Source organism: Donghicola sp. (genome assembly GCF_025210255.1).
In the GTDB taxonomy this organism is placed as follows: domain Bacteria; phylum Pseudomonadota; class Alphaproteobacteria; order Rhodobacterales; family Rhodobacteraceae; genus Donghicola; species Donghicola eburneus.
Map to the genome: position 1 here is coordinate 22,909 of NZ_JAOARZ010000023.1, position 25,089 is coordinate 47,997.

Here is a 25,089-nt window from a genome sequence, read left to right on the forward strand (position 1 = left end):
ATAGAAATTAGGGCTATCTTGCGCGTAGTGTTTTTTACAACAAGATGATAATAGGTAAAATATGAGCGAGAAGGTTCTGATTGTTGCAGATGACCTGACAGGGGCGCTCGACTCGGCTGTCGGCTTTGCCGCTGCAGGGCGTACCGTGCGGGTGGCGCGGCACCCAGAGGGAGCGGCGCGCGTCTGGTCCGAGGGGTGCGATGTGCTTGCGATTAACACAGGCAGTCGGGAGGTCCCTGCTGATCTGGCCTGCGCGCGCGTAACTGAGGCGTTGAGTGGCTTAAACCCCCAAGATTTCAACGTTATCATCAAGAAGGTCGACTCTCGGCTCAAAGGGAATGTCGGCGCAGAGACCGAGGTTTTACTTGCGTGGAGCGGCGCGGAGCAGGTTGTTGCTGCGCCAGCGATCCCCACTATGGGGCGGCTTGTGGAAGATGGCTCGTTAATCGGGGCGGGTGTGGATCAGCCCATCCCGGTCTCGGTTCGTTTTACAAGTTCGGTCACTGTGCCAGACGTTGGGTCCGACACGGATTTGGACCAGATTGTGCAGGCGGGTAGAGCGGCGCTTTGGGTTGGTGCGCGTGGATTGGCTTTTGCTTTGGCTCGGGCATCGGGCGTCTCGGCACCCGAAACCGGGGCGTTGCGCGATCCGGTAATGATCGCCAATGGCTCTCGGGACCCTGTGACCGCGGCGCAAATTTCCGCAGTTGAGGCCATCGCGCCGGTGCTTCACGCGCCAAATGGGGTGTTATTGGGCGATCCTTCGCCCGATGGTCCTGTGATCCTGTCCATCGCGCAGGGCGATGAGACAATTTCTGGCGCGCAGGCCGCCGCGCAATTTGCACAGAGCATTTTGGCATGTGTCAGGCGGTGCGAACCGGCATCACTTCTAATTTGCGGGGGCGAGTCCGCGCAAGCAGCTCTGGACCTGCTTGGCGTCGAGAGTTTACAAGTGATCTCAGAATTGCGTCCCGGTTTACCATTGTGCGAGGTCGAGGCCCCTTGGGGTCCCCTTAAAATAGTGACCAAATCCGGAGGCTTCGGGGATGCCGCGCTCCTGCGCGAGGTTCTGCAGAGCGCGCAAGAGAAGTTGTAAAGGAAACGGGAATGGACCAGCACACCTCAGCGGGAAGCCAAGGTCGCGGCGGGCGTCCGCCTTTGTCAGAGAAGGTATATACCGCTCTGAAGTCGCGGATCACGCGCGGGGATTATGGTCCGAACGAAAAGCTGCCCGCTGAAAAGGATTTGTCGGCGCAATACGGCGTATCTCGCCCTGTTTTGCGCGTGGCGCTGGAGCAGCTCCGCGAAGAAGGTTTGATTGTTTCTCGCCAAGGCGCGGGGAATTTCGTGCGGGTGAAACGCGAAGCTGCTCTTGGCTACACGCCCGTAGAAACCATCGCCGACATTCAGCGCTGCTATGAGTTTCGTCTGACGATTGAGGTGGACGCCGCCGGCTTGGCCGCGCAGCGCCGCAATCAGGGCATTCTGGATGAAATGGAGCAGGCTCTTGATCTGTTGTCGGATGCGACAGGCTCTCGGCTGCACCGCGAAGATGCGGATTTTACCTTTCACCTTGCCATCGCGCGGGCGTCGAACAACCAGTACTACGCCGAGACGCTCAAGGCGTTGCGGGATCATATCTACGTGGGAATGAAGATGCACGGTGACGCGTTGATGTCTGATGGGGCGTCTGCGCTGGAAAATGTGCTCGAGGAGCATCGGGGCATCTATCAGGCGATTGCTGATCGTGATCCCGATCGCGCCCGTGCGGTCATGCGCCAGCACGTGTCCCATTCTCGGGAGCGCCTGTTTGGCGCGGGTGTGATGGATCTATCGATGCAGTAAAGGGCGCGCGACCGTGTGGTGGTCGCGCAGCCAGAGTTAATAAGCGTCGCGGTAGATGGCTGTCACATCCTCAACGCTCATGTCGCGCGGGTTGTTGTCCATCAGGCGGCGGATTGCATGCGCTTCGGTGGCCCATTGGGGGAGGTCGGCTTCGTTCGCACCGTGGGTACTCAGCTGCATCTCGATCCCCAGATTCTTGCAGAACTCGAAGGCCGCACTTTTTAGCCCGTCCACCGTTTCCGCGCCTTGCAGGCCCAAAGCGGTAGCAACTTCGGCGGTTTTTTCGGGCACAACGGGCTGGTTAAAGGCCAAGACGTGCGGAAAAATGATCGCGTTTGCCAGCCCGTGCGGCAGGGATAGACGCGTGCCCAAGGGGTAGGCCAGTGCGTGGCCCGCTGCCGTGTTCACGGGACCAAGGCAGATGCCGCCGTAGTACGAGGCCAGCATCATGCCTGCCCGAGCCTCGCTGTCTTTGCCATTCTCAACAGCGCGCTGCAGGTATTTACCAACTAGGTTGAAGCCCATGCGGGCATACCCATCAATTAGATCGTGCGCGCGAATATTCGTAAAGGCTTCAACGCAGTGGGCCATGGCATCGACGCCTGTGGCCGCAGTCACGGCTGGCGGGACCGAATAGGTCAACTCAGGGTCCAAAACCGCGAGGTCTGCGATCAGGTGGGGGCTTTCGACGGCTATCTTGGACTTTGTTTCAGGGTCGGTCACGAGCGCGCGAATGCCTGCCTCTGACCCCGTCCCTGCAGTGGTGGCAACCTGAAAGAGCGGCGTTTGGCGTCCTGAGACCTTGTTCGGGCCGGCGACATCGCGCAGGGATTCCGCGCCGTCCCAGAGCGCCGCGACCAGTTTCGCAATGTCCAAAACAGATCCCCCGCCAAGGCCGATCAGAAGGTCGGGCTGATGTGCGCGCGCTTGTTCCAGAACCTTCTCGAATGCGGGTAGGTCGGGTTCCGGCGGCACGTCATCGATCACCAGAATGCTGCCCTTCAGTCCCAGCCGGTCCACATATTGCAGGGTGGGGGCGGACGTAATGACCAGCGGGCGTTCTGCGCCAGCAGCATGGTCCGCCACGGTCCCCGCAGCGCCAACGCCGATTTCCAGCCGCTTTGGTTGATGAATGGTAATCAATCTGTCCATCGTAGACATTGCGGCTTCCTTTCAGATCGTTTGTTCAATGAGGCGCGCGAGGGTGCTCGCGTTCAGCCGCACGTGCCGGATGGCCCGGCGATATAGGGTGTAGGCCACATCCAGCCCGCCATCCGCGCGAGGCAGGAGTACGGGGTAGGACAGCTCTTTGTTGCGGCCGTCAGTCGAATTGTTGGATAGGCAGGTTCCGGTGCTATCCTCGATCACATACCGCGTGGGGAAGGTCCGGCCCCCGTCGGAGGACAGGCACAGGGTCAGCGGCGCGCGCTCGACGCCCCAAATGGGCTGGCAGCCTTCTTGGGCTTCGGGGCGGGCATCGTTCTCTTCGAGTTCATCGTAAAGCGAGGCGCGTCGCGACTCCGATTGTGCGGCTGAAATCGGATTGCAGACCATCGCGACCATGCCATTTGACAAGGTAACCACGCCGATTGAGCTGTTGTTGTTGGGGACATCCGTGGGTTCTGGTGCGCTCCAACTGCGTCCGCCATCGGTGCTGGTCGAACGATGCACGAAATCGGCCTGACGGCGTCGATAGAAGGCTGCCATCTCGTCGCCTTCCAGAGAGACAGGCGTCATATGGACGGCGCCGGGGGAATTGGGAACCTCTGAGACATCCCACGTCTTTCCGTTGTCTTGGCTGGTGGCGATCGCGGCGGTGTCGAACGCGCCTGTCCAGCGAATGCCGGGCCGCGGGTGACAGCGGAACAGAGGCAGGACCCAAACGCCGTCGTCCCTGACAAACGGCCGCGCACGAATAAAGGTGCCCGCGGGCAGACCGATGTCGCGCGCCTCTCCCGAGGTCAAGGTCGCGCCATCGCGCTGAATGGGGCGCATGTAGACACGCGATTCATCTTGGTTTCCAGCGGGTTGTGCGGTGTTGAATAGCCAGAGTTGACCGTTACGATCGGTGAAAAGAACAGGGTTCTGTTCGGACCGTTCCGTGTCATAGGTCAGCTGCGCGGCTGGCCCCCATGACGGCGCGCCGTCCTCGAGGATGGATGCGTAGATCGAAATGTCAGACTTGCCTTCGAGGGTACCACCAAACCATGCGCAGGCGACCGCACCATCGGGTAAATCCGTCAGAAACGCAGCGTGGTTCTGGATCGTGGGCGCTGGCAGAATGGCCCAATCCCCATCTTCACGCGGCGCTAAAGCGCCGGTCATCTGGGTTGCGATGTCTTCTGGCGTCATCTGCCACTCCTCCTCACTGTGCAGGTTCAAAAGTTGTCAAATGGCGGATAAGTTGTCAAGTTGCGCAACTGCTGTGTGGTGATATTTTTGAAGCTTCTGCGACTGACGTCAGAAAATTTAAGTAAAACAGTGCTATATATGGGTTCTAACTTTTTCCTCCTTAATGTTTGACAACACTTTTCAAGTTTACCAATATGATTTGGCGAATCCGGTTAAACGGTGTGCAGACGGGTGAGACACGCGGCTGCTCGCAACAAGGGGCGGGGTGCCATGTGTGCGTTGCTCAAGGAGAGGGGCTCAGCCCTCAGGGAGGAAAAATGAAACATTCTATGCTATGGGCGTGCGCGCTATTGGCCACGACTGCCTTGTCGCCAGCTTATGCTCAGGATAGCGCTGTCACGATCGTTCTCGGAGAGGAGCCGGATCTGGTCGAGCCTTGTATGGCGACGCGCTCAAACATTGGCCGCATCGTTCTGGGAAACATCAGCGAAACCCTGACCGAGCTGGACGTGCGCGGTGACGAAGGCCTGAAGCCGCGTCTGGCCGAGAGCTGGGAGCTGGTGAACGACAACACGTGGCGTTTCAAGCTGCGCGAAGGCGTGACCTTCTCGGACGGCAGCACATTTGACGCCGCAGACGTAAAGCATTCGTTTGATCGTGCCAAGAGTGATCAGATCACTTGTGAAATCTCGCGCTACTACGAAGGCATTGAAATCACGCCGAGTGTTGTTGACGAGCACACCATCGATTTTACAACCGAGCCGGCGCAGCCCATCCTGCCGCTGCTTTTGTCGCTGCTGACCATCGTACCCTCGGAAACCGCGATTGAGTTCACCCGTGAACCCGTTGGCACAGGTCCCTATGTGATGTCGAACTGGGCTCCGGGTCAGAGCATCACGCTAGAGCGCCGCGATGATTACTGGGGTGAGGCACCCGCCGTGTCGACGGCAAACTATGTGTTCCGTGCTGATCCGTCGGTGCGCGCTGCAATGGTTCAAGCGGGCGAGGCAGACATTGCGCCTTCGATCTCTGCGATTGATGCGACCACGGATATGGATGCGTCCTATCCCAACTCGGAAACCACGTACCTGCGGATTGACCACTCGGTCGCGCCGCTGGATGACAAGCGGGTTCGCGAAGCGCTGAACATCGGTATCGACCGCGAAGCCTTTGTTGGCACCATTCTGGCGGACGGCACTCAGGTCGCGACGGCACTGAACGTGCCCACCACTTTGGGTTGGAACGCTGACACCGAAGCGCGCCCCTACGATCCCGAACGTGCCAAGGCGCTGTTGGAAGAAGCCAAAGCAGATGGCGTCCCCGTGGACACCGAAATTCTGCTGGTCGGCCGGACCGGCAACTTCCCCGGGGCCACTGAAACCTACGAGGCGATCCAGTCCATGCTGTCCGAGGTCGGGTTCAACATCCGCCTGCAAATGGTCGAAGTCGCCGAGCACGAGCAGTATTACTCGAAACCCTATGTTCAGGACCAGCCGGTTCTGGTGGGGGCGCAGCACGACAACTCGCGCGGCGATCCGGTTTTCTCGATGTACTTCAAGTACCATTCCGAGGGCCGACAGTCGGGCATCGCAGACCCCAAGGCGGATGATCTGATCACCCGTGCGACCGCCGCCACCGGCGACGAGCGTGTGGCTCTGTGGTCCGAACTCTTTGGCTACCTGCATGATGACGTGATCGCGGATGCACTGCTGTTCCACATGGTGGGCCATGCCCGCGTGAGCAACGATGTCGAGTTCACACCGACCATCGCGACCAACAGCCAGCTCCAGCTTTCGGAAATTGGCCTGAAGTAATCGGTTTCCTCCGACCCAGTGCGCGGCATATCCCTGTGCCGCGCACGCACTTGTTCCAAGGAGCTTCTCATGAAAACGATGCTTGGGAAGAGGGCAGTATCGAGTCTGATCTCGCTGTTTGTTCTGATCGTGATGGTGTTTTTCCTGTCGCGTCTGACGGGCGACCCGGCCGCCCTGTACCTGCCAGTCGACGCCTCCCAAGAAATGCGTCAGAATTTTCGCGAAATACACGGTCTGAATGATCCCGTGATTGTGCAGTTTGGCCGCTATATCGGCGACCTCGTACAACTCGATTTCGGTGAGAGCCTGCGCAAAGCCCGCCCCGCCATTGATGTCGTCCTCGAGGCATTTGTCTGGACCCTTTGGCTGGCCCTGATCACCATGGCGCTGGTGTCTGTGGCGGCGATTGTGGTCGGCTCCATCGCGGCCTTCAACGTGGGCCGCCCGTTTGATCGCGTGGCGTCTGTCTTGTCGCTCATCGGTGCCTCGGCACCCGATTTCTGGATCGCGATTGTTGGCATCGTTGTCTTTTCTGTCAGCTACGGATTGCTGCCCACCAGTGGCACTGGCACCGTCTGGCACTGGATTTTGCCCATTTCCGTGCTCTTTATCCGCCCGTTCGGCCTGATCCTACAGATCGTGCGCGGATCGATGATCAACGCGCTTGGCTCTCCTTACGTGAAGACCGCGCGGGCCAAAGGGGTCAAGAACCGCCCCGTGATCTTTGTCCACACGCTGCGCAATGCCATGCTGCCCGTGATCACCGTGATCGGTGACCAAGCGGCTGCGCTGCTCAATGGCGCTGTCGTGGTCGAGACGATTTTCGGTTTCCCTGGAGTGGGCAAGCTGATGATCGACTCCATCCTGCAGCGGGATTTTAACGTCATCTTGGCGGCGATCATGGTCACGGCGATTGCGATCTTCCTGATGAATATCCTGATCGACATCGCCTATGCGCTGCTCGACCCCCGCATCCGGACCTGAAAGCATGACTATGACTGACACTTCCGACACTGTCCGCGCCGAAGAAGATCCTGCCAAGCCCGTCAGCGGTCTGCGCCGCGTAATCGCGATGCTGTGGGCGGACAAACTGGCCTTTGTCGCTGCGCTGTTTTTGCTGGTAATCGTGCTCTGCGCGACTTTCGGCCCGATGTTTCTGCAGGATATGGCGGCCAAAACGAACCTGCGCGCGCGCAATGCAGCACCTTTTGAGCTGGAGCGCGGGTTTTTCTTTATCCTCGGCGGAGACGCTTTGGGGCGGCCTTTGCTGGCGCGGATCATTGTCGCCGCGCAGAACACCATGATGGTGGCGGCTGGTGCAGTCGTCGCCTCGATGATCATCGGGTCGGCGCTGGGATTGATCGCTGGCTACACCGGCCGTTGGGTGGGCGAGGCGATTATGCGTCTGGCCGACGTGATCATGTCCTTCCCATCGCTGCTGCTCGCAGTGATCGTGCTTTATATGCTGTCACCGTCGATTGCGAACCTCGTACTGGTGCTGGCGATCACGCGCATTCCAATTTACCTGCGCACCACCCGCGCCGAGGTACTGGAGGTGCGCCAACGCATGTTCGTCCAAGCGGCGATTGTTATGGGTGCGTCAAACTTCCGGATCGTGTTCAAGCATATCCTGCCCGTGATCCTGCCCACGCTCTTGACCATTGCGACGCTTGATTTTGCCTTTGTCATGCTGGCGGAATCCTCGCTCTCCTTTCTCGGGATCGGCATCCAGCCGCCAGAGATCACATGGGGCCTGATGGTGAGCCAAGGCCGCCAGTACCTGACCTCTGCTTGGTGGCTCGCCTTTTGGCCCGGTCTGGCGATCATCCTGACCACCATGTCCCTGAACCTGCTGTCCAGCTGGATGCGTATCGCCCTGAACCCGACCCAACGTTGGCGCCTCGAAATCGGAGCAAAGAAGAATGGCTGATCATCTGCTTGAAGTCCGCGATCTGTCTGTTCGCTTTCATACGGCCCAAGGGATCGTCAAAGCGGTGAACGGCATCAGTTGGCATCTGGACCGTGGTGAAACGCTGGCCATTTTGGGGGAAAGTGGGTCTGGAAAATCGGTTTCTGCCTCTGCGATTATGAATCTCATCGACATGCCGCCGGGCGAGATCACCAGTGGTCAAATCCTGTTCGATGGGGTCGACCTGCTGAAGCAGTCGGACGAGGATCGCCGCCGCCTGAACGGCAAGCGTATCTCGATGATCTTTCAGGACCCGCTTGGGCACCTTAACCCCGTCTACCCTGTGGGCTGGCAGATCGCGGAAACCGCGATGGCCCACGGCAAACCCAAAGACGAGGCTTATGCCCGTGCTCTGGCTCTGATGGAGCGCGTGGGTATTCCCGATCCCGAGGCGTCGATGGACAAGTACCCGCATCAGTTCTCGGGCGGACAACGGCAGCGCCTGATGATCGCGATGGCCTTGGTTCTGAAGCCGGACATTCTGATCGCGGACGAACCCACGACGGCACTGGACGTTACCGTGCAGGCCGAAGTGCTGTCCCTGCTCGAAGAGCTGCAAGAAGAAACGGGTATGGGTCTGCTGTTGATCACCCATGACCTTGGCGTCGTGGCCGAAGCGGCGGACCGCGCGGTTGTCATGGAGGGTGGCTATATCGTCGAAAGCGGCACGCCGCGCGAACTCTATCACAACGCGCAGCATCCCTATACGCGCAAGCTTCTGGCTGCCGCACCGGGCAAAGGCGAGATGCGGGACCCTGCCTCCGATGAGGAGCCGATCCTGCGCGTGCAGAATCTTCAGAAATCCTACGGCGGTTTTGCTGCGCTCAAGGGCGTGAACTTTGACCTGCATGCTGGCGAGACGCTGGCCATCGTTGGCGAGTCCGGTTCAGGGAAATCCACTATCGCTCGCCTGATGCTGCATTTGGAACCTGCCAGCGGCGGCCAGGTGCTTTGGAAGGGCGAAGAGATCCTCTCGAAAACACCGCGCGAGATGGGGCCGCTGCGCCGCCAGTTGCAGATGGTGTTTCAGGATCCGACCCAATCTCTGAACCCGCATATGACGGTTTTCCAGATCATATCTGAGGCATGGGTGATCCATCCTGACATCCTGCCGAAAAGCCAGTGGAAAGACCGCGTCGCCGAATTGCTCGGTCAAGTGGGCCTGAAGCCCGAACATGCCTTGCGCAATCCCCACCAGTTTTCTGGCGGGCAACGACAGCGCATCGCGATTGCCCGTGCGCTCGCGCTGGAGCCAGATCTGATCATCTGCGACGAGGCTGTGTCGGCGCTAGATGTTTCAATTCAGGCGCAGGTGATTGCGCTGCTCGGTGAGTTGCGCGACCGGCTTGGTATCGCGTTCATCTTTATCGCCCATGATTTGCCCGTGGTCCGAGACTTTGCCGACCACGTGTTGGTGATGCAGCGCGGGCAGGTGGTAGAACACGGCACTGTCCGACAGATTTTTGAAGCGCCGCGACAGGGCTACACCCAGCGGCTGTTGGCAGCTGGTCTCGACTCTGACCCGGATGTCCAAGCGGAACGTCGCAGCCAGCGTTTGGCTTTGGCCGCGACCCAAGCCTGATCCGAAAGGTACCCTCTCACAATGTCTGCGCTTTCCTACTTCAAGTGGCCTTTTGCCGTGACCGCGTTCGGCCTTGTTCTGGCGTATTGGCTGGGGCTTCAGACCACGGGCACGGTTGCGGGCGCGCTGTCTTTTCTGCTGATCGGATCGGTTCTGGCAGTGCTGGAGATCAGCCTCAGTTTCGACAATGCCATCGTGAACGCCAACAAGCTGAAGGACATGACGCCGGTCTGGCAGCATCGCTTTCTGACATGGGGCATTCTGATTGCGGTCTTTGGGATGCGCATCGTGTTTCCGCTGGCCGTGGTGGTCATTGCTGCGCGTATTGGCCCGATCGAAGCGATCATACTGGCTGCCAAGCAGCCGCAAGAATACGCCCGCATTATGGATGAAGCGCATCTATCGATCTCTGCCTTTGGCGGTACGTTCCTGATGATGGTCGCGCTCAACTACTTCATGGATCAAGAGAAGGATGTGGACTGGGTGCGCATGCTCGAAGAGCGCCTGCGCAAGTGGTCCTCGATCAAAGGGGTCGAGATCGCGATTGTCTTGCTCATGGCGATCGGGTTCACCGTCGTTCTGCCCGAAGAGCAAGGAGCGACATTTCTCTTTTCGTCGATCTGCGGGCTTTTGACCTTTCTCGCGGTCGAATTGGTGGGCTACCTGTTGGACGCCCAAGAGGACGTTGGCCGCGCAGCCGCCCAAGGGGGCTTTGGCGCTTTCCTCTACCTCGAGGTGCTGGACGCCAGTTTTTCATTCGACGGGGTGATTGGGGCCTTTGCTCTGACCCAAAACCTGTTCTTGATCGCAATCGGACTAGGAATTGGCGCAATGTATGTGCGTTCGATGACCTTGATGTTGGTCGAGCGTAAAACATTGGCGCAGTTTCGGTATCTAGAGCACGGGGCGTTCTATTCGGTGCTGGTGTTGGCGATCATCATGCTGATGCAATCGCTCACCCACGTACCCGAAGTTATCACCGGTTTGCTCGGGGCCAGCCTGATCGGATGCTCATTGCTGGCGTCCATTCACCACAACAGGCAGGCGGGATAGGAGTTCGACCCGCTCCTGCCAATTCCTTCAGCGGCGCTTGATACAATCGTAGGATCAGGCGCCGTTGCTGCATTCCTGATCTCGGCGAAGTGCCACAGATTTATCGCGCAGAGCGGGTTGTTCCAAATCGCTTTCCGCGTCTAGGCTGCAGGCATGTTTCGTAGCTTGCTTCCTCTCTCCGCGCTTTTGCTTGGCTCTGCATTTCTGGTGTTTGCCGGTGGCATGAACGGACTCGTACTGCCCATCAGAGGCGTCGCAGAGGGGTTCACTGCTGCGTCGCTTGGCCTGCTAGGAACAGGGTGGGCGATTGGATATGTGGCTGGCTGTGTCGCCACTCCCAAGCTGGTGAGCCGCGTCGGACATATCCGATCATTCGGGGTGATGTGCGCGATTGCCGCGATTGCGGTGCTGCTCTCGCTCCTTCTCATCACACCTTGGGTTTGGGTGCCCGTCCGCGGGGTGTCGGGCTTCTGCTTTGCGGGCGCTGCGATGATCGTCGAGAGCTGGCTAAACGAACGCACGGAGGCCACGTCCCGCGGCAAGGTTTTCGGGATCTACACGATGGTGAACCTCGCCGCGACAACGGCTGGTCAAATGGTGCTGACTTTGGGGGATGCGACTGGGTACTTGTTTTTCGTCCTTGCGGCCATGGTTTACTGCCTCGCGCTTCTTCCTACGGCGATCAGCGCGACCTCGACGCCAAAGCCGCTGACACAGGTGTCGCTCGACCTTCCGAAGCTCTGGCGCAACTCCCCGATCGCGGTGTTTGCGGTTTTTATGGTCGGGATTTCAAACGCAGCGTTTGGCACACTCGCTGCCGTTTATGCGGCACGCATAGGACTAACAGTCTCCGATATCGCGCTTTTTGCGAGCCTGCCCATTTTGGCAGGCGCGGCGAGCCAAATTCCAGTGGGCTTCGCGTCAGACCGGTTTGATCGTCGCAAAGTCTTGCTTGGGATTGCCGTGCTGGCGGTGGCAGCGGATGCCTTGTTTCTGTTCTATGGGGTGGCGGGCGCTTGGGCTGTCTTGTCACTGTCGGGACTGTTTGGCGCTACGGTCTACGCCATGTACCCCGTGATTGTGGCTCATGCCAATGACCATGCCGACACCGGTTTGGCCATTCAGGTGAGCGGCGGGCTTCTGCTAGTCTTTGGCCTTGGGTCGATTGTTGGCCCGAGTTTAGCGGGCTTTGCGATGAGCGGGTTCAGCGCACAATGGCTTTTCGCGGTGACGGGATCTGCCCACGTGCTGCTTGTTCTTTTTGCCTTGCTGCGGATCTGGATCGCGCCGCCCGTTCGGGCCGAAGACAAAGTGGCCTTTCAGGCGACACCTCTTGGACGTGGCTCAACGCCAGAGACGGTCACGATGGCCGCCGAGTCTCGAGAGATGCTGGAGCAGGATGCGTCCCAAACATAGCTCTCAACCGCTGGAGAGTGCAGTCGCAGTGTTGACGGCGTGGGGTTTGACGGCGGCGCGCTGACGGGTCAAGACTGCACCCTCGCGCATTCGTTCAGGAAGAGAAAATGAAGCAAATTGCTTTGGGCATGGTAGGCGGTGGACAAGGTGCCTTTATCGGCGGAGTCCACAGGATTGCAGCACGGCTCGATGGGCGGTTCCGCTTGGTCGCTGGCGCCCTCTCTTCGACGCCTGAACGGTCAGCGGCGAGCGCGGCGGAGTTGGGTTTGGAACGGTCCTATGGCGATTGGGCCGAGATGGCGCGCGAGGAGGCAGCGCGTCCCGACGGTATCGAAGCGGTGGCGATTGTCACGCCGAACCACCTGCATTTTGGTCCTGCTAAGGCCTTTCTCGAGGCGGGCATCCACGTGATTTGCGACAAACCGATGACCGCGACCCTGGACGAAGCGCTCAAGCTGCGCTCCATCGCGGAGCAGTCGGACGCGCTCTTTATTCTAACCCACACCTACGCGGGCTATCCGATGCTGCGAGAGGCGCGGCGGTTGGTGGCGTCCGGTGCCTTGGGCAAGCTGCGGCTCGCCAATGTCGAATATGTGCAGGATTGGCTGGCAGCACCGGAAACGGGCAAACAAGCGGCGTGGCGCGGGGACCCGAAACAAGCCGGCACCGGCGCGATCGGCGATATCGGGACGCATGCAGCGCACTTGGCACGCTTTGTCACGGGCCTTCCAATCGAAGCCGTTTCCGCCGAAATGCACAGCTTTGTCGAGGGGCGGCAGGTCGATGACAACATTCACGTCATGCTGCGCATGGCAGAAGGTGTGCGCGGGATGCTGTGGGCCAGCCAAGTCAGTGTCGGTTTCGACAACGATATCAGGCTGCGTGTGGTTGGCGATAAAGCAGGGCTGGAGTGGTGCCACGACCGCCCCGAGGAGCTTCGCTTTACCCGACTTGGTGAGCCGACGCAGATTTCGACGCGCGGTGGCCCGGGCTATGCGGGCAAATCCCGCGTTCCAGCCGGGCACCCCGAAGGCTTTCTAGAGGCATTCGCCTCGCTCTACACCGACGCCGCGGATGCGATTGAGGCGGGCGCACTTCCAGATGGCCTTCCAGGCGTGCAAGAGGGCGTGCAGGGATTGCGCTTTATTGATGCCTGCCTGAAGTCTCATGCTGCCGATGGGCGCTGGACCTCTGTCGAGGAGTAGACCGGCTCGAGCCTCACTACCCTCCAGCAAGCGCCTTTATTGGCCCGAAGACGATCTTTCGACCCCGTATTCTCCGCAGAGTTCGGATAAGACAGAGTGTAGCCTTGAGATGATTTCGCCCCTCGGGGACACGGTGCGTTCGACAATTCCGATTTGGCGCGTCACCTGAGGCGTGCCAAAAGGAAGCCTGATGATTCCGATATCTTCGGGTTCCTGAAGGGCCACATGAGGCACCACCGAAATCCCAAGCCCTTGCCTCACACAGGTGACGATCGACCCGATCGTGTCCACCTCCGCCACATCGTTTGTGACCACCCCAAGTCTCGACACTTCAGTATCGATCAGGTTTGCGAGCGGAACCGCGCATCTGAACCGGATATAGGGGCGTGTATTGAGCAAATCGATAGGGTCCTCGCTGGCCATGCTCGCGGGCGCGATCAACCATAGCGGTTCTCGCAAGAAAGGACTCCAGCGCAATGCGTTCGGGAATCCTACGTGTTCGGCGACCATCGCAGCGTCCAAGCGGCCTGCTGCCACATCCGCGATCAGTGGCGAAGACAACGAGATTCGCAGACTGGGTTTCAAGTCCGGATAGCGTTGCCGCATCTGCACCAATGCCCGTGGCAAGAGGTTCAGCGCGCTGGAGCGAACGGAGCCGAGCATCAAAGTCCCTGCGATCTGATCGCCCCTCAGGCTGGCCTTTGTGTCTTCTTCTCTTTGCAAAATATCCTTCGCCATCTCAATGACTTGAAGTCCCGAAGGCGTGAGCCTAGGCGGCCGCGTGCTGCGATCAAAGATGCTTACACGAAGCTCGTCTTCGAGCGCTTGTATCTGCTGACTCACCGCCGATGGCGTCAGCCCGACCACATCTGCCGCATGGGCAAAGGTCCCGTGGGATTGGATCGCGAGAAGCGTTTTGAGTTGCCGAGTGTCCATGCCTAAATCCAGTTTTTCTTAATCTAATAACCAGAAATACGCGCTTTTGATAAGACATTCTTCGCATTACGGTTGGCAGCCAAGGAGGATATCGCAGGCAGGGTTGGGAGACCTTCTGCGATCCAATCGACAGAATTGTCAGAAAATGCCGCGTTCCGAAGGCTTCGGGACGCTTTTGGAGAGATGTGCGATGAGCAAAACAATTCTGGTTACGGGGCCTGACCTCGATCCCGCGGCTGCCCGTTTGGTGGCAGACCACGGATACGAGACGGTGCATACCCCTGCCTATGCAGACAACGCTGTGATTTCTGAGTACCTGCAGAAGACTGGCGCGGTTGGGATTGTATCGCGCATGGGCCGGATCGATGCCGCTGCAATGGATGCAGCGCCGCAGCTTCGGGTCATTTCCAAGCATGGTGTAGGCGTCGATAACATCGACATCCAAGCGGCGGCAGATCGGGGCATCCCTGTTCTGGTTGCCACGGGTGCGAACGCGGTATCCGTGGCAGAGCACGCGATCGCCTTGCTGTTGGCGACGGTGAAGCGCGTTCTCCCTTTGGACGCGGGCTTGCGCGCAGGACGTTGGGAAAAGCCGGGCTTTGCGGGTCGCGAAATCGCGAATTCCACCATGGGTCTGATGGGCATGGGGTCGATCGCGCAGGCAACAGGCCGGATGGCCAAAGGCCTTGGCATCAAGCTGGTTGGCTTTGACCCTTACGCGCCTGATAGCGCCTTCGAGGAGCTGGGAGTCACGCGCTGCGCAACTTTCGAAGAGATGCTCGCGCAGTCTAACATTCTGAGCTTGCACTGCCCTCTGACAGATCAAACACGCAAAATTCTGAACGCGGAGACGATCGCGCTGATGCCCGAGGGGGCCTATGTGATCAACACTGCGCGGGGCGGACTAATTGATGAAGAAGCGCTGGTGTCGGCGATCCATTCGGGTCAATTGGCCGGTGCGGGTCTGGATACTTTTGCGGTCGAGCCGCCAGCTGCGGATCACCCGTTCTTTGCCGAACCTGCGATTGTTCTGACCCCTCACATCGGTGGTGTGACGCGTCAGGCTGGCGCACGTGTCGGGGTCGATGCGGTGCGCGGAATTTTCCAGATCCTCGACGGTCAGCCCGTCCCGCCAGAGCGGATCATTAATCGCAAATTTATGGCTGCCGATCAGGCGCAACTTGTCCAAGGAAAGAAGTAATTATGACCATCGGTTTTCGTATCCTGAACCGCGAGCGCACCGCCTCCAAGGAACTCGTCGCGGAATTCGCAAAACTGCCGGTGGCAAACGTGTCCGACAGCATGTCGCGTATCACGGCAGCAGGACCGACCCTGCGCCCAATGCATACGTCGGGTGGAATGGCAGGCGTGGCTTTGACCGTCAAAGCGCGTCCGGGCGACAACCTGATGCTGCACAAAGCGATCGACATGGCTGTGCCCGGCGACGTGATCGTCGTGGACGCAGGCGGTGATTTGGCGAACGCGCTGATGGGCGAGCTGATGCTGGCCTACGCGATCAAGAAAGGCGTTGTTGGCTTTGTCCTGAATGGCGCAATCCGCGATCTGGATAACTTCCGTGAAACCAACTTGCCGACCTATGCGGCTGGCGTGACCCACCGCGGCCCATACAAAGACGGTCCCGGCGAAATCAACGTACCCATCGCGATCGACGGCATGGTGATCCACCCCGGCGACATCATGATTGGCGACAGCGATGGCGTGCTGTGCGTGCCGATTGACGGAGCCGAGGACATCCTGAAATCCACGCAGGCCAAGTCGGCAGCGGAAATCAAGCAGATGGCCGCCATCGAAGCGGGCACCAATGACCGCACTTGGGTGGACCGCGCGCTCAAAGAACGTGGCTGCGTTCTACCCGACGACTGATCCAACCCCAGAACAACCCCGCATGATCAAGGAGGAGTGACATGCTTAACATCTTCAAAAAGGCCGCCATTGCTGGCGCCATGACCCTCGCCGCAGGCGCTGCATTCGCCCAAGACTATCCTGAGAAGCCGATTGAAGTGATCGTTGGCTACTCGGCAGGTGGCGGGACAGACGTCATGGCGCGCACCACCATGCCCTTTGTCGAGAAGTACCTTGGCGAAGGTGCGAGCATCGTGGTCAAGAACATGCCCGGCGCGTCGGGCCAGATTGGTATCACCGAAGTGGCTGGCGCGGACGCGGATGGCTACACCTTGGGCACCTTTAACCTGCCTGGCATGATGGCGCGAACCTTGGATCGCGAAGCGGCGTATGATCGTGACAGCTTCACTTACCTTGCGAACGTGGTGAACGACCCGAACGTCATCGTCTCGGCCAAGGGCAGCGGCATTCACACGATGGAAGACCTGATCGCTGCGGCCAAAGAGAACCCGCTGGCGATCACCGTCGGCATGTCCTCGCTTGGCGGTGATGACCACTTCCTGCTGATCAAATTGCAGAAGATGACCGAAACCGAATTCACGATCGTGCCCTTTAAAGGCTCTGCGCCTGCACGGACCGCCGTGATGGGTGGCCACGTGGCTGTCGGCATCTTCAACGTCTCCGAAGTTGCGAAATTCCAGGGCGAGCTGAACGTCCTTGGTGTTGCGCAGCCCGAGCGTTCGGAATTCGCGCCAGACGTGCCGACCTTCCGCGAGCAGGGATTTGACCTGATCAATGGCTCCATGCGCGGTGTCGTAGCGCCCGCCGGTTTGCCCGAAGATGTTGCAAACAAGCTGCGCGATGCCTTTGAAAAGGCTGCTCAGGATCCGGAATTCATCGAAGCGATGACCGCTACTGCGAACCCTGTTGCTGTCGTCACCGGCCAAGAGTTCCGCGAATTGACCGACGGGCTGTACGATCTGGCCAAAGAGGCGTGGGAAACCACTCCTTGGAACTAACCCACGTCTGATCCGGCCCTTTGCCGGACACGACCTCCCAGTGGTCCCGACCCAGCCAAACGCTGGATCAGTGGCACACTGCGCGCGGACACAAGGTGTCCTGAGTCCGCGCGCACCAATCCCTTCCTTTTATAATACGAGCACGTCATGCACGACCGATCCAAAAACCGTCTGACCAGACCCGAAACGCTGACTGCGCTTGGCATCGTGGTGGTCGCGGCTGGTTTCCTTGTTCCGACCGCTGATCTGCGTTCGATCTCTGCGCTCTTGCCTGCCGCAATGCTGATCGGTCTGATTGTGCTTGCGCTGGCGTTGCTGACCATGGATCAGCGCAAAGCATCCAAAGGTGAAGCACCGACGCAGATGACCCAGTCCCCTAAGCGTGTCGTTGGGGCCTTCCTTCTAATCCTCGGGTATGCGCTGGCCTGTGACTTCATCGGCTTCTACGTGAGCACTGCGGTGACCATTCCGCTCGTGGCCTTTGCTTTTGGATACCGTAATCCTTTGGGGCTTCTCATTGCGACAGTCATCGTTGTGGGCACGATCTGGCTAATTTTTGACTTCGGGATGTCTCAGGACTTTCCCGCCGGCCGCATTTGGGAGAATTGATCAATGTACTCCGATCTTCTTCATGCTCTTCCTGACGTTTTCGCTTGGGCTAACTTTGCGGCCGTCATCATCGGTGTCATCGCCGGTATTGTTGTCGGCGCGATGCCTGGCCTGTCTGCGACGATGGCGATCTCTGTTCTGGTGCCCTTCACCTTTGGCCTAGAGCCACTCGTCGCGCTCGGCCTGATGGCGGGTATATACAACGGCGCGATGTATGGCGGGGCGATCCCTGCGGTGCTGCTGCGCATTCCGGGCACGCCTGCAGCCGTCGCCACCACCTTTGACGGCTATCCGATGGCGCAAAAGGGCGAGGGCGGCTTCGCGCTTCAGGTTGCTGTGGTTTCATCCGCCATTGGCGGTGTCGCCTCTGCATTTGCCCTGATGCTACTCGCGCCTCCGCTCAGCAAGGTGACACTGCTGTTCGGCCCGTCCGAGGTCTTCTGGGTGGCTGTGTTTGGTCTTGCCTCGATCATCTTCCTTCTGGGAGGGAACCCGATCAAGGGGCTGATCTCTGCGTGCTTCGGCGTGTTTGTCTCTGTCATTGGGTCTGACCCGATCTACGGCAATGACCGTTACACCTTTGGCCAGCTCGAGATGCTGGATGGCATCCACATCGTGATCCTTCTAGTTGGTCTGTATGCGCTACCGCCTGTGATTGATCTGTTGGAAACTCCGCTGAAAACGGGCGTGAATAGCGCCAAGCTCGGGACGGAGCCGATCTGGAAAGCGATGCCCCGCATGAAAGGCTTCTGGAAAACGTGGTTGCGCGGCTCTTTCATCGGCATTTGGATCGGCATTCTGCCCGGTGCTGGCGGTTCGATGGCAGCATTCATGTCCTATAACGAAGCGCGTCGTGGCTCGAAGAACCCTGAGAAATGGGGCGATGGCGAACCCGAAGGTGTGGCCGCTGCCGAAACCGCAAACAATGCGGATACCGCTTCAGCACTCATTCCTGCCCTGACACTAGGTATCCCCGGAACAGCTGTGGCAGCTGTGATGCTTGGGGGCCTGCTGGTCCACGGTCTGCAGCCCGGTCCGATGCTTTTCCGTGACAACCCGGACATCGTCTTCGGCTTCATGTGGCAGTTTCTGTTCGGCGCGATCCTTTTGGTTTTGCTTGGCGGTAGCCTTGCCACCAACAGCTTTGCACGTCTCTTGAACCTGCCGCGTCCGCTACTTGGCTCTGTGATCATCGTGCTGATGCTGATTGGCGTCTACTCGATCCACGGGCGTATGTTCGACGTCTACCTAATGCTTGGCTTCGGTGCTGTTGGCTGGGTGATGGACAAGCTAAAATTCCCGCTGCCGCCCGTCGTGCTCGGACTGATCCTCGGCGGCTTTGCCGAAGAGAACCTGCGCCTTGCCCTGCGCATTGGCCGCGGTGATCCTATGGTCCTGTTCCAAAACACCACAAGCCTGATCTTGGTCGCGCTTACTGTTGCCGTCATCGTCGGTCCGTCGCTCAAGAAGCGTTTTATCGACAGCCGTAAGGCCGCATGATGGCAAGCCCGCACTATCCTGTCCGCGAGGATTGGCTCGCCTTGGCGCAAGAAGACATTCTTGCGTCGGAGCAGCCAATTTTCGACGCGCACCACCATCTTTGGGACCGTCCCGAAGGCCGCTATCGCGCGGCCGAGTTGATGGCGGATGTGGGCGCGGGGCACGACGTGCGGGCCAGCCTGTATGTGCAATGTCGCACCGGGTATCGCACCAACGGGCCTGAACACATGCGCCCTGTTGGCGAAGTCGAGACCATTCTGGACTGGTGCGCAGAGCATCCCCTGCATCCTGCCGGAATTGTCGCGATGGCGGATCTGCAGTTGGGCGTTGATGTGCAGCCGGTTCTGGAAAGCCTGTGCGCAGCGGGGCAGGGCAAGGTCAAAGGCATTCGGAATACAACAGCGTGGCATTCAGATCCCGCGGTTCAATCCAATCCGAACCCGCCCCCTGACGGTCTGCTGCGCTCGGATGCCTTTCTCGAAGGGGCGCGTGCAGTCGCTGATCATGGGCTGACGCTGGATATATGGGCCTATCAGACTCAGCTCGACGACGTTCACGCTCTGGCGCAGGCGATGCCGCAGTTAACAGTGGTCATAGATCATTGCGGCGGACCTTTAGGCGTCGGCCCTCATGATCGTTTTGATCCAGAGAGCTTCGGTGCATGGCGATCAGGTCTCGAACGCGTTGCAGCGTCGCCGAATATACGGATCAAGATTGGCGGCTTTGGCCTTTCGGTGACGGGTTGGCGCTACGCTGACGCGCCGCAGCCACCGGCGTCAGATCAACTAGCAAAGGATTGGGCGCCTTGGGTTTCCGCGGTGCTCGACCTGTTCGGGCCAGATCGCGCGATGTTCCAGAGCAACTTTCCCGTCGATAAGGGGCAGTTCAGCTACGTCAGCCTGTGGAACGCATTCAAGCGCTTGGCTGCACCGCTGTCTGAGGACGAACGCCACGCGCTGTTCTGGCGCACGGCCGCGCAAACCTACGACATCGATCATCAGATTTTCACGCATGACATCGGGAGGAAACCGTCATGAAGAAAACCCTTACCGCGCTGGTCGCGCTTGGCCTGTCGGCCACGGCAGCGCTGGCTGAATACCCTGAGAAGCCTATTGAGGTAGTTGTTGGCTATTCCGCTGGTGGCGGCACAGATGTAATGGCCCGCACCGTTGCGCAGTTTTTGGAGCAAGAACTTGGGGATGGCGCTTCCGTTGTGGTCAAGAACATGCCCGGCGCAGGGGGACAGATCGGCTTTACCGAGGTGGCGGGTGCCAAGCCTGACGGATACACCTTGGGGACGTTCAATCTGCCAGCCGCACTCGCCCTGACACACGATCGCGACGCGGATTATGACGTCGACAGCTATACTTATCTGGCAAACTTCGTCGAAGACCCGAACACGATCACGGTTTCCGCAAGCTCGCCCTACCAGACGCTGGACGAGCTGCTGGCTGCTGCCAAGGCTGATCCGGGCGCTGTGACGCTGGGACTGTCCTCGCTCGGAGGTAATGACCATTTTGGAGCGAACATGCTGGCCGCAGCGGCGGGCGCAGAGTTCACTTTGGTCCCGTTCAAGGGGGCATCGAACGCGCGAACAGCGATCATGGGCGGCCACGTCGCGGGCGGCACGATGACACTGGGCCAAACGACCAACTTCCCCGACGAGTTGCGCGTTCTCGCGGTTCTTGCGGACGAGCGTTCTGACTTCCGCCCCGACGTCCCGACGGCCAAAGAATTGGGTTATGACGTGCAGATGTCATCGCTTCGCGGGATCGTTGCCCCTGCTGGCATTGACGAGGCGACCGCTGATCAACTTCGCGCTGCGCTGACAGCCGTAAACGAAAATAGCGATTTCCAAGCCATGATGGCAGAGCAAGGCAATCCCATCGCCTTCATGGTTGGTGCTGATTTCGCCGAAACCGCGGCAAAACAAAACGCCGTCGCAGCAAAGATCTGGGAAGAGACACCTTGGAAGTAATTGTAAGGCTGGATGGTTGCGTCCGGCCCGCAAAACACACGATATGACACTTGGAGGAGACACCCTATGACACTCAAAACACTTGGCGCCGCGGCGCTCATCGCGGCATCCGCAACTGTGGCGCACGCAGAAGACTGGACGGCTTACACTTACTCGTCGGTATCCTCGACCTCTGCGGTCAAAGGCATGAACCGCATTGTTGAGCGCGTCGGTGCGGACAGCGACCTTGAGATCGACCTGCACCTTGGCAAAACTCTGCAGATCGCTTCGGCGGACATCACGCAGGCGGTTGGCGATGGCATCATCGACATGGCAGCGGACTTCTTCTTTTCGGGCAGTGTGCCGTTGGCACGTGTTCTGAACCTGCCGATGCTGATCGAGAATGACGAAGAGTGGGCCAAAGCCTATGCGGCGATGGAGCCGACTTTGGTTGATGCCTTTGCGCAGCAGGGTGTAGTCCTGTTGGGCGGCTACCGCTACCCCGAGCAGACGATTTTCACCACTTTTGAGATCAACTCGCTCGCGGATCTGGACGGTCACAAAATTCGCGTGACCTCGCCCGAGCAGGGCCACTTCATCGAAGAATTCGGCGGGGCCGCGATTACTCTGTCCGGATCCGAAGTTCCCACTTCGCTGGAGCGTGGCGTGATCGAAGGCGTTCTGACCGCCTCGGCGGGCGGCGCAAAGAAGTGGCATGAATTTCTGCCCTACAACTATCGCTTTGCAGTGAACTACGGCAACTCGATGATCATCGCGAACGCCGATAGCTTCGAGGCTCTGTCCGAAGACACCCAGAACGCTCTGCGTGCTATCGTGGCTGAAGAAGGTCCCAAAACCACTGCTGCCTTTATCGAGGACGAAGTCGCACAGAAAAAGCTGCAGTCCGAGGCCGGCATGACCTTGGTCGATATGGCAGACGGCGACGCAGCAGATGCCAGCGCGAAACTGGCTCCGTTCTGGGAAGCTTGGGCCAAAGAGAACGGCCCCGAGTATGAAGTTGCCCTCGCGACCGTGCGCGAAGCCATCGGCAAGTAAGATGCAGTTTGACGACAAAAAGGGGCCGGTGTCTGCCGGCCCCCTCTTCGACACAGCGGCCAAAGCAACTGGTGCTCTGACGAGCATTGTCTTGGCGGCTCTTGTAATCCTTGTGTGCCTAGAAGCGTTCTTGCGCGGAGCCTTCAATTACTCACTCGGCTTTGCCGAGGAATTGACGGGCTACGGCGTGGTCTTCATCACCTTTTTCGGGGCTGCACTTGCCTTGCGTGGTTCGGCGATGTTTCAGGTCCACTTTCTGCTGGATCGATGGTCAGAGCCGACGCGTCGCATCTTGATCAGGCTCTTCGTCGTGATTGCCGTGATCATCTGTGTGGTCCTCGCGTGGAAGACCAAAGACCTGACACTCAGCTCATTTTCCCGCGGGAAGTTTGCGCCGACGGTTCTGCGCACCCCTTTGTGGATTCCTCAGGTTATCCTGCCTGCAGGTTTCACTGTTTTGACGTTTTTTCTGGTCGAGCAGTTCTTGCTGACCTTCCGTAAATCAAAGGACTAATCCCATGGAAGCGATCCTCGCCTTTGGCCTGCTGATCGGGATGATCCTCGGCGGCATGTGGGTTCAATTCGCCGTCGCGGGCGCTGGCCTGACCTATATTTGGCTGCTCAAAGGGTTCGGCGGCTGGAAAGCGCTTGGCCTGGTGAGCTGGGGCGCGGCCAACAGCTTTACTCTCGCTGCGATCCCTCTGTTCGTTCTGATGGCCGAGATCCTGCTGGGGTCTGGCCTGTCGACGCGTCTTTATAACGGGGTCGCGCCGTTTATGCGGCGGCTTCCGGGCGGATTGCTTCATACAAACATTGCTGGCAGCGGGATTTTCGCTGCGATTTCTGGCGGATCGGCCCCAACAGCGGCAGCTATGTCGACTGTGGCGCTGCCAGAAATGTCGGCACGCGGGTACAACAAGCGTCTGGTCTCCGGTTCGCTGGCTGCAGGCGGTACGCTTGGCATCCTTATTCCGCCGTCGATCACCATGATCATCTACGCGACGTTCACCGAAACTTCGATTGCACGCTTGTTTGCAGCGGGTCTCTTGCCAGGTATCCTGCTGGCGCTGTGCTACATGGGCTTCATCGTCTTGCGGGTGAAGTTAAACCCGTCACTGGCGCCTCGGAACGACACTCCGGCAAGCATGGGCGATCTGGGGCGAGCGCTGCTGGACATCGTACCATTCCTAATGCTGATCGTTATCGTCTTGGGCAGTATCTACGGAGGTTTTGCGACCCCGACCGAAGCGGGTGCTGTTGGAACCGTGGGCGCTATTCTGATCTCGGGCCTTTATGGGAAGCTGTCTTTCGGCCTTGTAAAGGATGCATTGGCGCGGACCGCCTCCATGAGCGGGAACATCCTGTTCATTGTCTTCACGTCGATGATCTTTGCCTATGCGACCGCTCTTTCGGGCATTGGTGAGGACCTCGTCGGCATGCTTGAAAACGCAAATGTCTCTCGCTTGGCCTTCTTGCTGATCATTATGGTGGTGTTCGCTATTCTGGGCTGCTTCATGGAAGGGCTAGGGATGATCGCGATTATCGTCCCGGTGATTTTTCCCGCGCTGATGGCACTGGATGTCGATCCAATCTGGTTTGGCGTGTTCGTTGTCATTCTGGTGGAGCTAGGGCAGCTCACGCCGCCACTTGGTGTGATCCTCTTTGTCGTGGCGTCCTCTTCGGATGAGGTGAAGGTCGAAGACGTCATCATGGGGACATTGCCCTTCTTCCTGATCATCGTGTCATTCATGTTGCTTTTGATCGCGGCCCCACAAATCGCGCTGTTCTTGCCGGAGTTCACCTACCGATGACGCACACTTACCCCTTCCCCGAGCCTGTGATCATCGACGCCGAAGTGTTCACTGAGTTGCCTGCAGCGTTGCGGCGCACAGGCCAACCCTCCTATTGGGCCGAAAAAAACCGGCGCGGTGCCCCTGCGGATAGCTTTATCGAGGGACCCTCCTTTGATCGGGTGGGCAACCTCTACTTTGTCGATATCCCCTTTGGTCGCGTATTTCGTGCGACTCCTTCGGGTGACATCACGCAGGTCGCAGAATATGATGGGCAGCCCAACGGCCTGAAAATCCATCAGGACGGCCGGATTTTCCTCGCTGACTACCAGAACGGCATCATGGAACTGGAGCCTGACACGGGCACAGTGACCAAGGCGCTTGGGGATGCGGACACTGAGAGCTTCAAGGGCTGTAACGATCTGCATTTCGGCCGTGACGGCGCGCTCTATTTCACGGACCAGGGTCAGACCGGCCTGCAAGATCCGTCGGGTCGCGTTTGGAAATGGCAGATGGAGACAGGCCGCCTTCAATGCCTGATAGACAAGGTTCCCAGCCCGAACGGTTTGGTTCTGGATCTGGCTGAACACGTTCTGTTTCTGGCCGTGACCCGCGCGAATGCCGTATGGCGGCTACCGATCTCCCCCAGCGGCCGCGTGAACAAAGCTGGACTGTTCATTCAGTTCTCTGGTGGCCGTGCAGGTCCAGATGGGCTGGCGCTGACCGCAGATGGCGGCGTCGTCGTCTGTCAGACGGGCATGGGGCTGGTTTGGGTGCACAATATGCTGGGTCAGCCAATTGCGGTGATCCGTAGTCCGCGTGGCCTAGGCACAACGAATTGCGCCTTTGGTGGGCCTGAGGGGCGTACTCTTTACATAACCGAAAGCGACAGCGGCAGTGTTCTAAAGGCCGAGCTTCCTGAAAGCCTTGGGATCAAAGGGGCGCCAATGTTCTCAGGATGTTTGGACTAGCATTTGCCGTTTCGGTTCTGTGCCCTACCCGAAGTTTGTGACACCGCATTTGCTGTTATATAAATTGAAAACGCCCCGGTGCTGTGTGCATCGGGGATTTTAAAGAACGACGGAGAGTCGCCTCGCTGAACCGGCTGCTAACAGGTGGCGCA

23 protein-coding genes are annotated in these 25,089 nt (G+C 59.0%); 20 read left to right on the forward strand and 3 right to left on the reverse strand.

Annotated features, from left to right (window positions below; all coding sequences use genetic code 11):
* The first annotated feature begins 61 nt into the window (after positions 1 to 61).
* Together N4A58_RS10475 and N4A58_RS10480 are read left to right on the forward strand one after the other, a co-directional pair.
* Positions 62 to 1,096 carry a four-carbon acid sugar kinase family protein gene (locus N4A58_RS10475; protein ID WP_293709360.1) on the forward strand — a complete coding sequence of 345 codons (1,035 nt, stop codon included), beginning with the start codon at positions 62 to 64 and terminating at the stop codon, positions 1,094 to 1,096.
* Positions 1,097 to 1,107: 11 nt separating this feature from the next.
* Positions 1,108 to 1,845 carry a FadR/GntR family transcriptional regulator gene (locus tag N4A58_RS10480; protein WP_293709362.1) on the forward strand — a complete coding sequence of 246 codons (738 nt, stop codon included), beginning with the start codon at positions 1,108 to 1,110 and terminating at the stop codon, positions 1,843 to 1,845.
* A gap of 36 nt (positions 1,846 to 1,881) precedes the next feature.
* Here N4A58_RS10480 and N4A58_RS10485 read toward each other — a convergent pair whose 3' ends face one another.
* Both N4A58_RS10485 and N4A58_RS10490 read right to left on the reverse strand, forming a co-directional pair.
* On the reverse strand, positions 1,882 to 2,997 hold the full coding sequence (locus N4A58_RS10485) for an iron-containing alcohol dehydrogenase (protein WP_293709364.1): 1,116 nt from the start codon (positions 2,995 to 2,997) through the stop codon (positions 1,882 to 1,884).
* Between the two features lie 21 nt (positions 2,998 to 3,018).
* Positions 3,019 to 4,197, reverse strand: a complete 1,179-nt coding sequence (locus tag N4A58_RS10490) for an exo-alpha-sialidase (protein WP_293709366.1) — start codon at positions 4,195 to 4,197, stop codon at positions 3,019 to 3,021.
* A gap of 317 nt (positions 4,198 to 4,514) precedes the next feature.
* Between N4A58_RS10490 and N4A58_RS10495 the strand changes: the two genes are divergently transcribed.
* From N4A58_RS10495 to N4A58_RS10525, 7 genes are all read left to right on the forward strand, one after another.
* Positions 4,515 to 6,011, forward strand: a complete 1,497-nt coding sequence (locus tag N4A58_RS10495) for an ABC transporter substrate-binding protein (RefSeq protein WP_293709368.1) — start codon at positions 4,515 to 4,517, stop codon at positions 6,009 to 6,011.
* Positions 6,012 to 6,080: 69 nt separating this feature from the next.
* Positions 6,081 to 6,995 carry an ABC transporter permease gene (locus N4A58_RS10500; RefSeq protein ID WP_293709370.1) on the forward strand — a complete coding sequence of 305 codons (915 nt, stop codon included), beginning with the start codon at positions 6,081 to 6,083 and terminating at the stop codon, positions 6,993 to 6,995.
* Between the two features lie 10 nt (positions 6,996 to 7,005).
* Complete coding sequence (locus tag N4A58_RS10505) at positions 7,006 to 7,941, forward strand: ABC transporter permease (RefSeq protein WP_293709372.1); 936 nt, start codon at positions 7,006 to 7,008, stop codon at positions 7,939 to 7,941.
* Positions 7,934 to 9,562: an ABC transporter ATP-binding protein gene (locus tag N4A58_RS10510; protein WP_293709374.1), complete on the forward strand. Its 1,629-nt coding sequence runs from the start codon at positions 7,934 to 7,936 to the stop codon at positions 9,560 to 9,562. The genes N4A58_RS10505 and N4A58_RS10510 overlap by 8 nt, the downstream gene beginning before the upstream one ends.
* A gap of 21 nt (positions 9,563 to 9,583) precedes the next feature.
* A complete protein-coding gene (locus N4A58_RS10515; RefSeq protein ID WP_293709376.1) occupies positions 9,584 to 10,615 on the forward strand; it encodes a DUF475 domain-containing protein in 1,032 nt (343 codons plus the stop codon).
* Between the two features lie 153 nt (positions 10,616 to 10,768).
* Complete coding sequence (locus N4A58_RS10520; RefSeq protein ID WP_293709378.1) at positions 10,769 to 12,031, forward strand: MFS transporter; 1,263 nt, start codon at positions 10,769 to 10,771, stop codon at positions 12,029 to 12,031.
* Between the two features lie 107 nt (positions 12,032 to 12,138).
* A complete protein-coding gene (locus N4A58_RS10525; RefSeq protein WP_293709380.1) occupies positions 12,139 to 13,236 on the forward strand; it encodes a Gfo/Idh/MocA family oxidoreductase in 1,098 nt (365 codons plus the stop codon).
* A 36-nt stretch (positions 13,237 to 13,272) separates the two neighbouring features.
* Here N4A58_RS10525 and N4A58_RS10530 read toward each other — a convergent pair whose 3' ends face one another.
* Positions 13,273 to 14,172, reverse strand: coding sequence for a LysR substrate-binding domain-containing protein (locus N4A58_RS10530; RefSeq protein ID WP_293709382.1), 900 nt, complete (start codon positions 14,170 to 14,172; stop codon positions 13,273 to 13,275).
* A gap of 190 nt (positions 14,173 to 14,362) precedes the next feature.
* Between N4A58_RS10530 and N4A58_RS10535 the strand changes: the two genes are divergently transcribed.
* The 11 genes from N4A58_RS10535 (at position 14,363) to N4A58_RS10585 (ending at position 24,937) form a co-directional block, all read left to right on the forward strand.
* On the forward strand, positions 14,363 to 15,373 hold the full coding sequence (locus N4A58_RS10535) for a hydroxyacid dehydrogenase (protein ID WP_293709384.1): 1,011 nt from the start codon (positions 14,363 to 14,365) through the stop codon (positions 15,371 to 15,373).
* 2 nt (positions 15,374 to 15,375) lie between these two features.
* Complete coding sequence (locus N4A58_RS10540; RefSeq protein ID WP_293709385.1) at positions 15,376 to 16,056, forward strand: RraA family protein; 681 nt, start codon at positions 15,376 to 15,378, stop codon at positions 16,054 to 16,056.
* A 41-nt stretch (positions 16,057 to 16,097) separates the two neighbouring features.
* Positions 16,098 to 17,054 (forward strand): tripartite tricarboxylate transporter substrate binding protein, encoded by a 957-nt coding sequence (locus N4A58_RS10545; protein WP_293709386.1) that lies wholly within the window; start codon positions 16,098 to 16,100, stop codon positions 17,052 to 17,054.
* A 147-nt stretch (positions 17,055 to 17,201) separates the two neighbouring features.
* Positions 17,202 to 17,663 carry a tripartite tricarboxylate transporter TctB family protein gene (locus N4A58_RS10550; RefSeq protein WP_293709387.1) on the forward strand — a complete coding sequence of 154 codons (462 nt, stop codon included), beginning with the start codon at positions 17,202 to 17,204 and terminating at the stop codon, positions 17,661 to 17,663.
* Positions 17,664 to 17,666: 3 nt separating this feature from the next.
* Positions 17,667 to 19,163, forward strand: a complete 1,497-nt coding sequence (locus N4A58_RS10555) for a tripartite tricarboxylate transporter permease (RefSeq protein WP_293709388.1) — start codon at positions 17,667 to 17,669, stop codon at positions 19,161 to 19,163.
* Positions 19,163 to 20,200, forward strand: coding sequence for an amidohydrolase (locus tag N4A58_RS10560; RefSeq protein ID WP_293709389.1), 1,038 nt, complete (start codon positions 19,163 to 19,165; stop codon positions 20,198 to 20,200). Before N4A58_RS10555 ends, N4A58_RS10560 begins: the two co-directional genes overlap by 1 nt.
* A complete protein-coding gene (locus N4A58_RS10565; RefSeq protein ID WP_293709391.1) occupies positions 20,197 to 21,141 on the forward strand; it encodes a tripartite tricarboxylate transporter substrate binding protein in 945 nt (314 codons plus the stop codon). The genes N4A58_RS10560 and N4A58_RS10565 overlap by 4 nt, the downstream gene beginning before the upstream one ends.
* A 66-nt stretch (positions 21,142 to 21,207) precedes the next feature.
* Positions 21,208 to 22,176 (forward strand): TRAP transporter substrate-binding protein DctP, encoded by a 969-nt coding sequence (gene dctP, locus N4A58_RS10570; RefSeq protein WP_293709393.1) that lies wholly within the window; start codon positions 21,208 to 21,210, stop codon positions 22,174 to 22,176.
* 1 nt (position 22,177) lies between these two features.
* On the forward strand, positions 22,178 to 22,690 hold the full coding sequence (locus tag N4A58_RS10575) for a TRAP transporter small permease (RefSeq protein ID WP_293709395.1): 513 nt from the start codon (positions 22,178 to 22,180) through the stop codon (positions 22,688 to 22,690).
* A 4-nt stretch (positions 22,691 to 22,694) separates the two neighbouring features.
* Positions 22,695 to 23,987, forward strand: coding sequence for a TRAP transporter large permease (locus N4A58_RS10580; RefSeq protein WP_293709397.1), 1,293 nt, complete (start codon positions 22,695 to 22,697; stop codon positions 23,985 to 23,987).
* Positions 23,984 to 24,937, forward strand: a complete 954-nt coding sequence (locus N4A58_RS10585) for an SMP-30/gluconolactonase/LRE family protein (RefSeq protein ID WP_293709399.1) — start codon at positions 23,984 to 23,986, stop codon at positions 24,935 to 24,937. The genes N4A58_RS10580 and N4A58_RS10585 overlap by 4 nt, the downstream gene beginning before the upstream one ends.
* Positions 24,938 to 25,089 lie beyond the last annotated feature (152 nt).

Coding starts and splice junctions, on each gene's coding strand:
- N4A58_RS10475 (WP_293709360.1), top strand. CDS start 62: ATGAGCGAGAAGGTTCTGATTGTTGCAGATGACCTGACAGGGGCGCTC.
- N4A58_RS10480 (WP_293709362.1), top strand. CDS start 1,108: ATGGACCAGCACACCTCAGCGGGAAGCCAAGGTCGCGGCGGGCGTCCG.
- N4A58_RS10485 (WP_293709364.1), bottom strand. CDS start 2,997: ATGGACAGATTGATTACCATTCATCAACCAAAGCGGCTGGAAATCGGC.
- N4A58_RS10490 (WP_293709366.1), bottom strand. CDS start 4,197: ATGACGCCAGAAGACATCGCAACCCAGATGACCGGCGCTTTAGCGCCG.
- N4A58_RS10495 (WP_293709368.1), top strand. CDS start 4,515: ATGAAACATTCTATGCTATGGGCGTGCGCGCTATTGGCCACGACTGCC.
- N4A58_RS10500 (WP_293709370.1), top strand. CDS start 6,081: ATGAAAACGATGCTTGGGAAGAGGGCAGTATCGAGTCTGATCTCGCTG.
- N4A58_RS10505 (WP_293709372.1), top strand. CDS start 7,006: ATGACTGACACTTCCGACACTGTCCGCGCCGAAGAAGATCCTGCCAAG.
- N4A58_RS10510 (WP_293709374.1), top strand. CDS start 7,934: ATGGCTGATCATCTGCTTGAAGTCCGCGATCTGTCTGTTCGCTTTCAT.
- N4A58_RS10515 (WP_293709376.1), top strand. CDS start 9,584: ATGTCTGCGCTTTCCTACTTCAAGTGGCCTTTTGCCGTGACCGCGTTC.
- N4A58_RS10520 (WP_293709378.1), top strand. CDS start 10,769: ATGTTTCGTAGCTTGCTTCCTCTCTCCGCGCTTTTGCTTGGCTCTGCA.
- N4A58_RS10525 (WP_293709380.1), top strand. CDS start 12,139: ATGAAGCAAATTGCTTTGGGCATGGTAGGCGGTGGACAAGGTGCCTTT.
- N4A58_RS10530 (WP_293709382.1), bottom strand. CDS start 14,172: ATGGACACTCGGCAACTCAAAACGCTTCTCGCGATCCAATCCCACGGG.
- N4A58_RS10535 (WP_293709384.1), top strand. CDS start 14,363: ATGAGCAAAACAATTCTGGTTACGGGGCCTGACCTCGATCCCGCGGCT.
- N4A58_RS10540 (WP_293709385.1), top strand. CDS start 15,376: ATGACCATCGGTTTTCGTATCCTGAACCGCGAGCGCACCGCCTCCAAG.
- N4A58_RS10545 (WP_293709386.1), top strand. CDS start 16,098: ATGCTTAACATCTTCAAAAAGGCCGCCATTGCTGGCGCCATGACCCTC.
- N4A58_RS10550 (WP_293709387.1), top strand. CDS start 17,202: ATGCACGACCGATCCAAAAACCGTCTGACCAGACCCGAAACGCTGACT.
- N4A58_RS10555 (WP_293709388.1), top strand. CDS start 17,667: ATGTACTCCGATCTTCTTCATGCTCTTCCTGACGTTTTCGCTTGGGCT.
- N4A58_RS10560 (WP_293709389.1), top strand. CDS start 19,163: ATGGCAAGCCCGCACTATCCTGTCCGCGAGGATTGGCTCGCCTTGGCG.
- N4A58_RS10565 (WP_293709391.1), top strand. CDS start 20,197: ATGAAGAAAACCCTTACCGCGCTGGTCGCGCTTGGCCTGTCGGCCACG.
- dctP (WP_293709393.1), top strand. CDS start 21,208: ATGACACTCAAAACACTTGGCGCCGCGGCGCTCATCGCGGCATCCGCA.
- N4A58_RS10575 (WP_293709395.1), top strand. CDS start 22,178: ATGCAGTTTGACGACAAAAAGGGGCCGGTGTCTGCCGGCCCCCTCTTC.
- N4A58_RS10580 (WP_293709397.1), top strand. CDS start 22,695: ATGGAAGCGATCCTCGCCTTTGGCCTGCTGATCGGGATGATCCTCGGC.
- N4A58_RS10585 (WP_293709399.1), top strand. CDS start 23,984: ATGACGCACACTTACCCCTTCCCCGAGCCTGTGATCATCGACGCCGAA.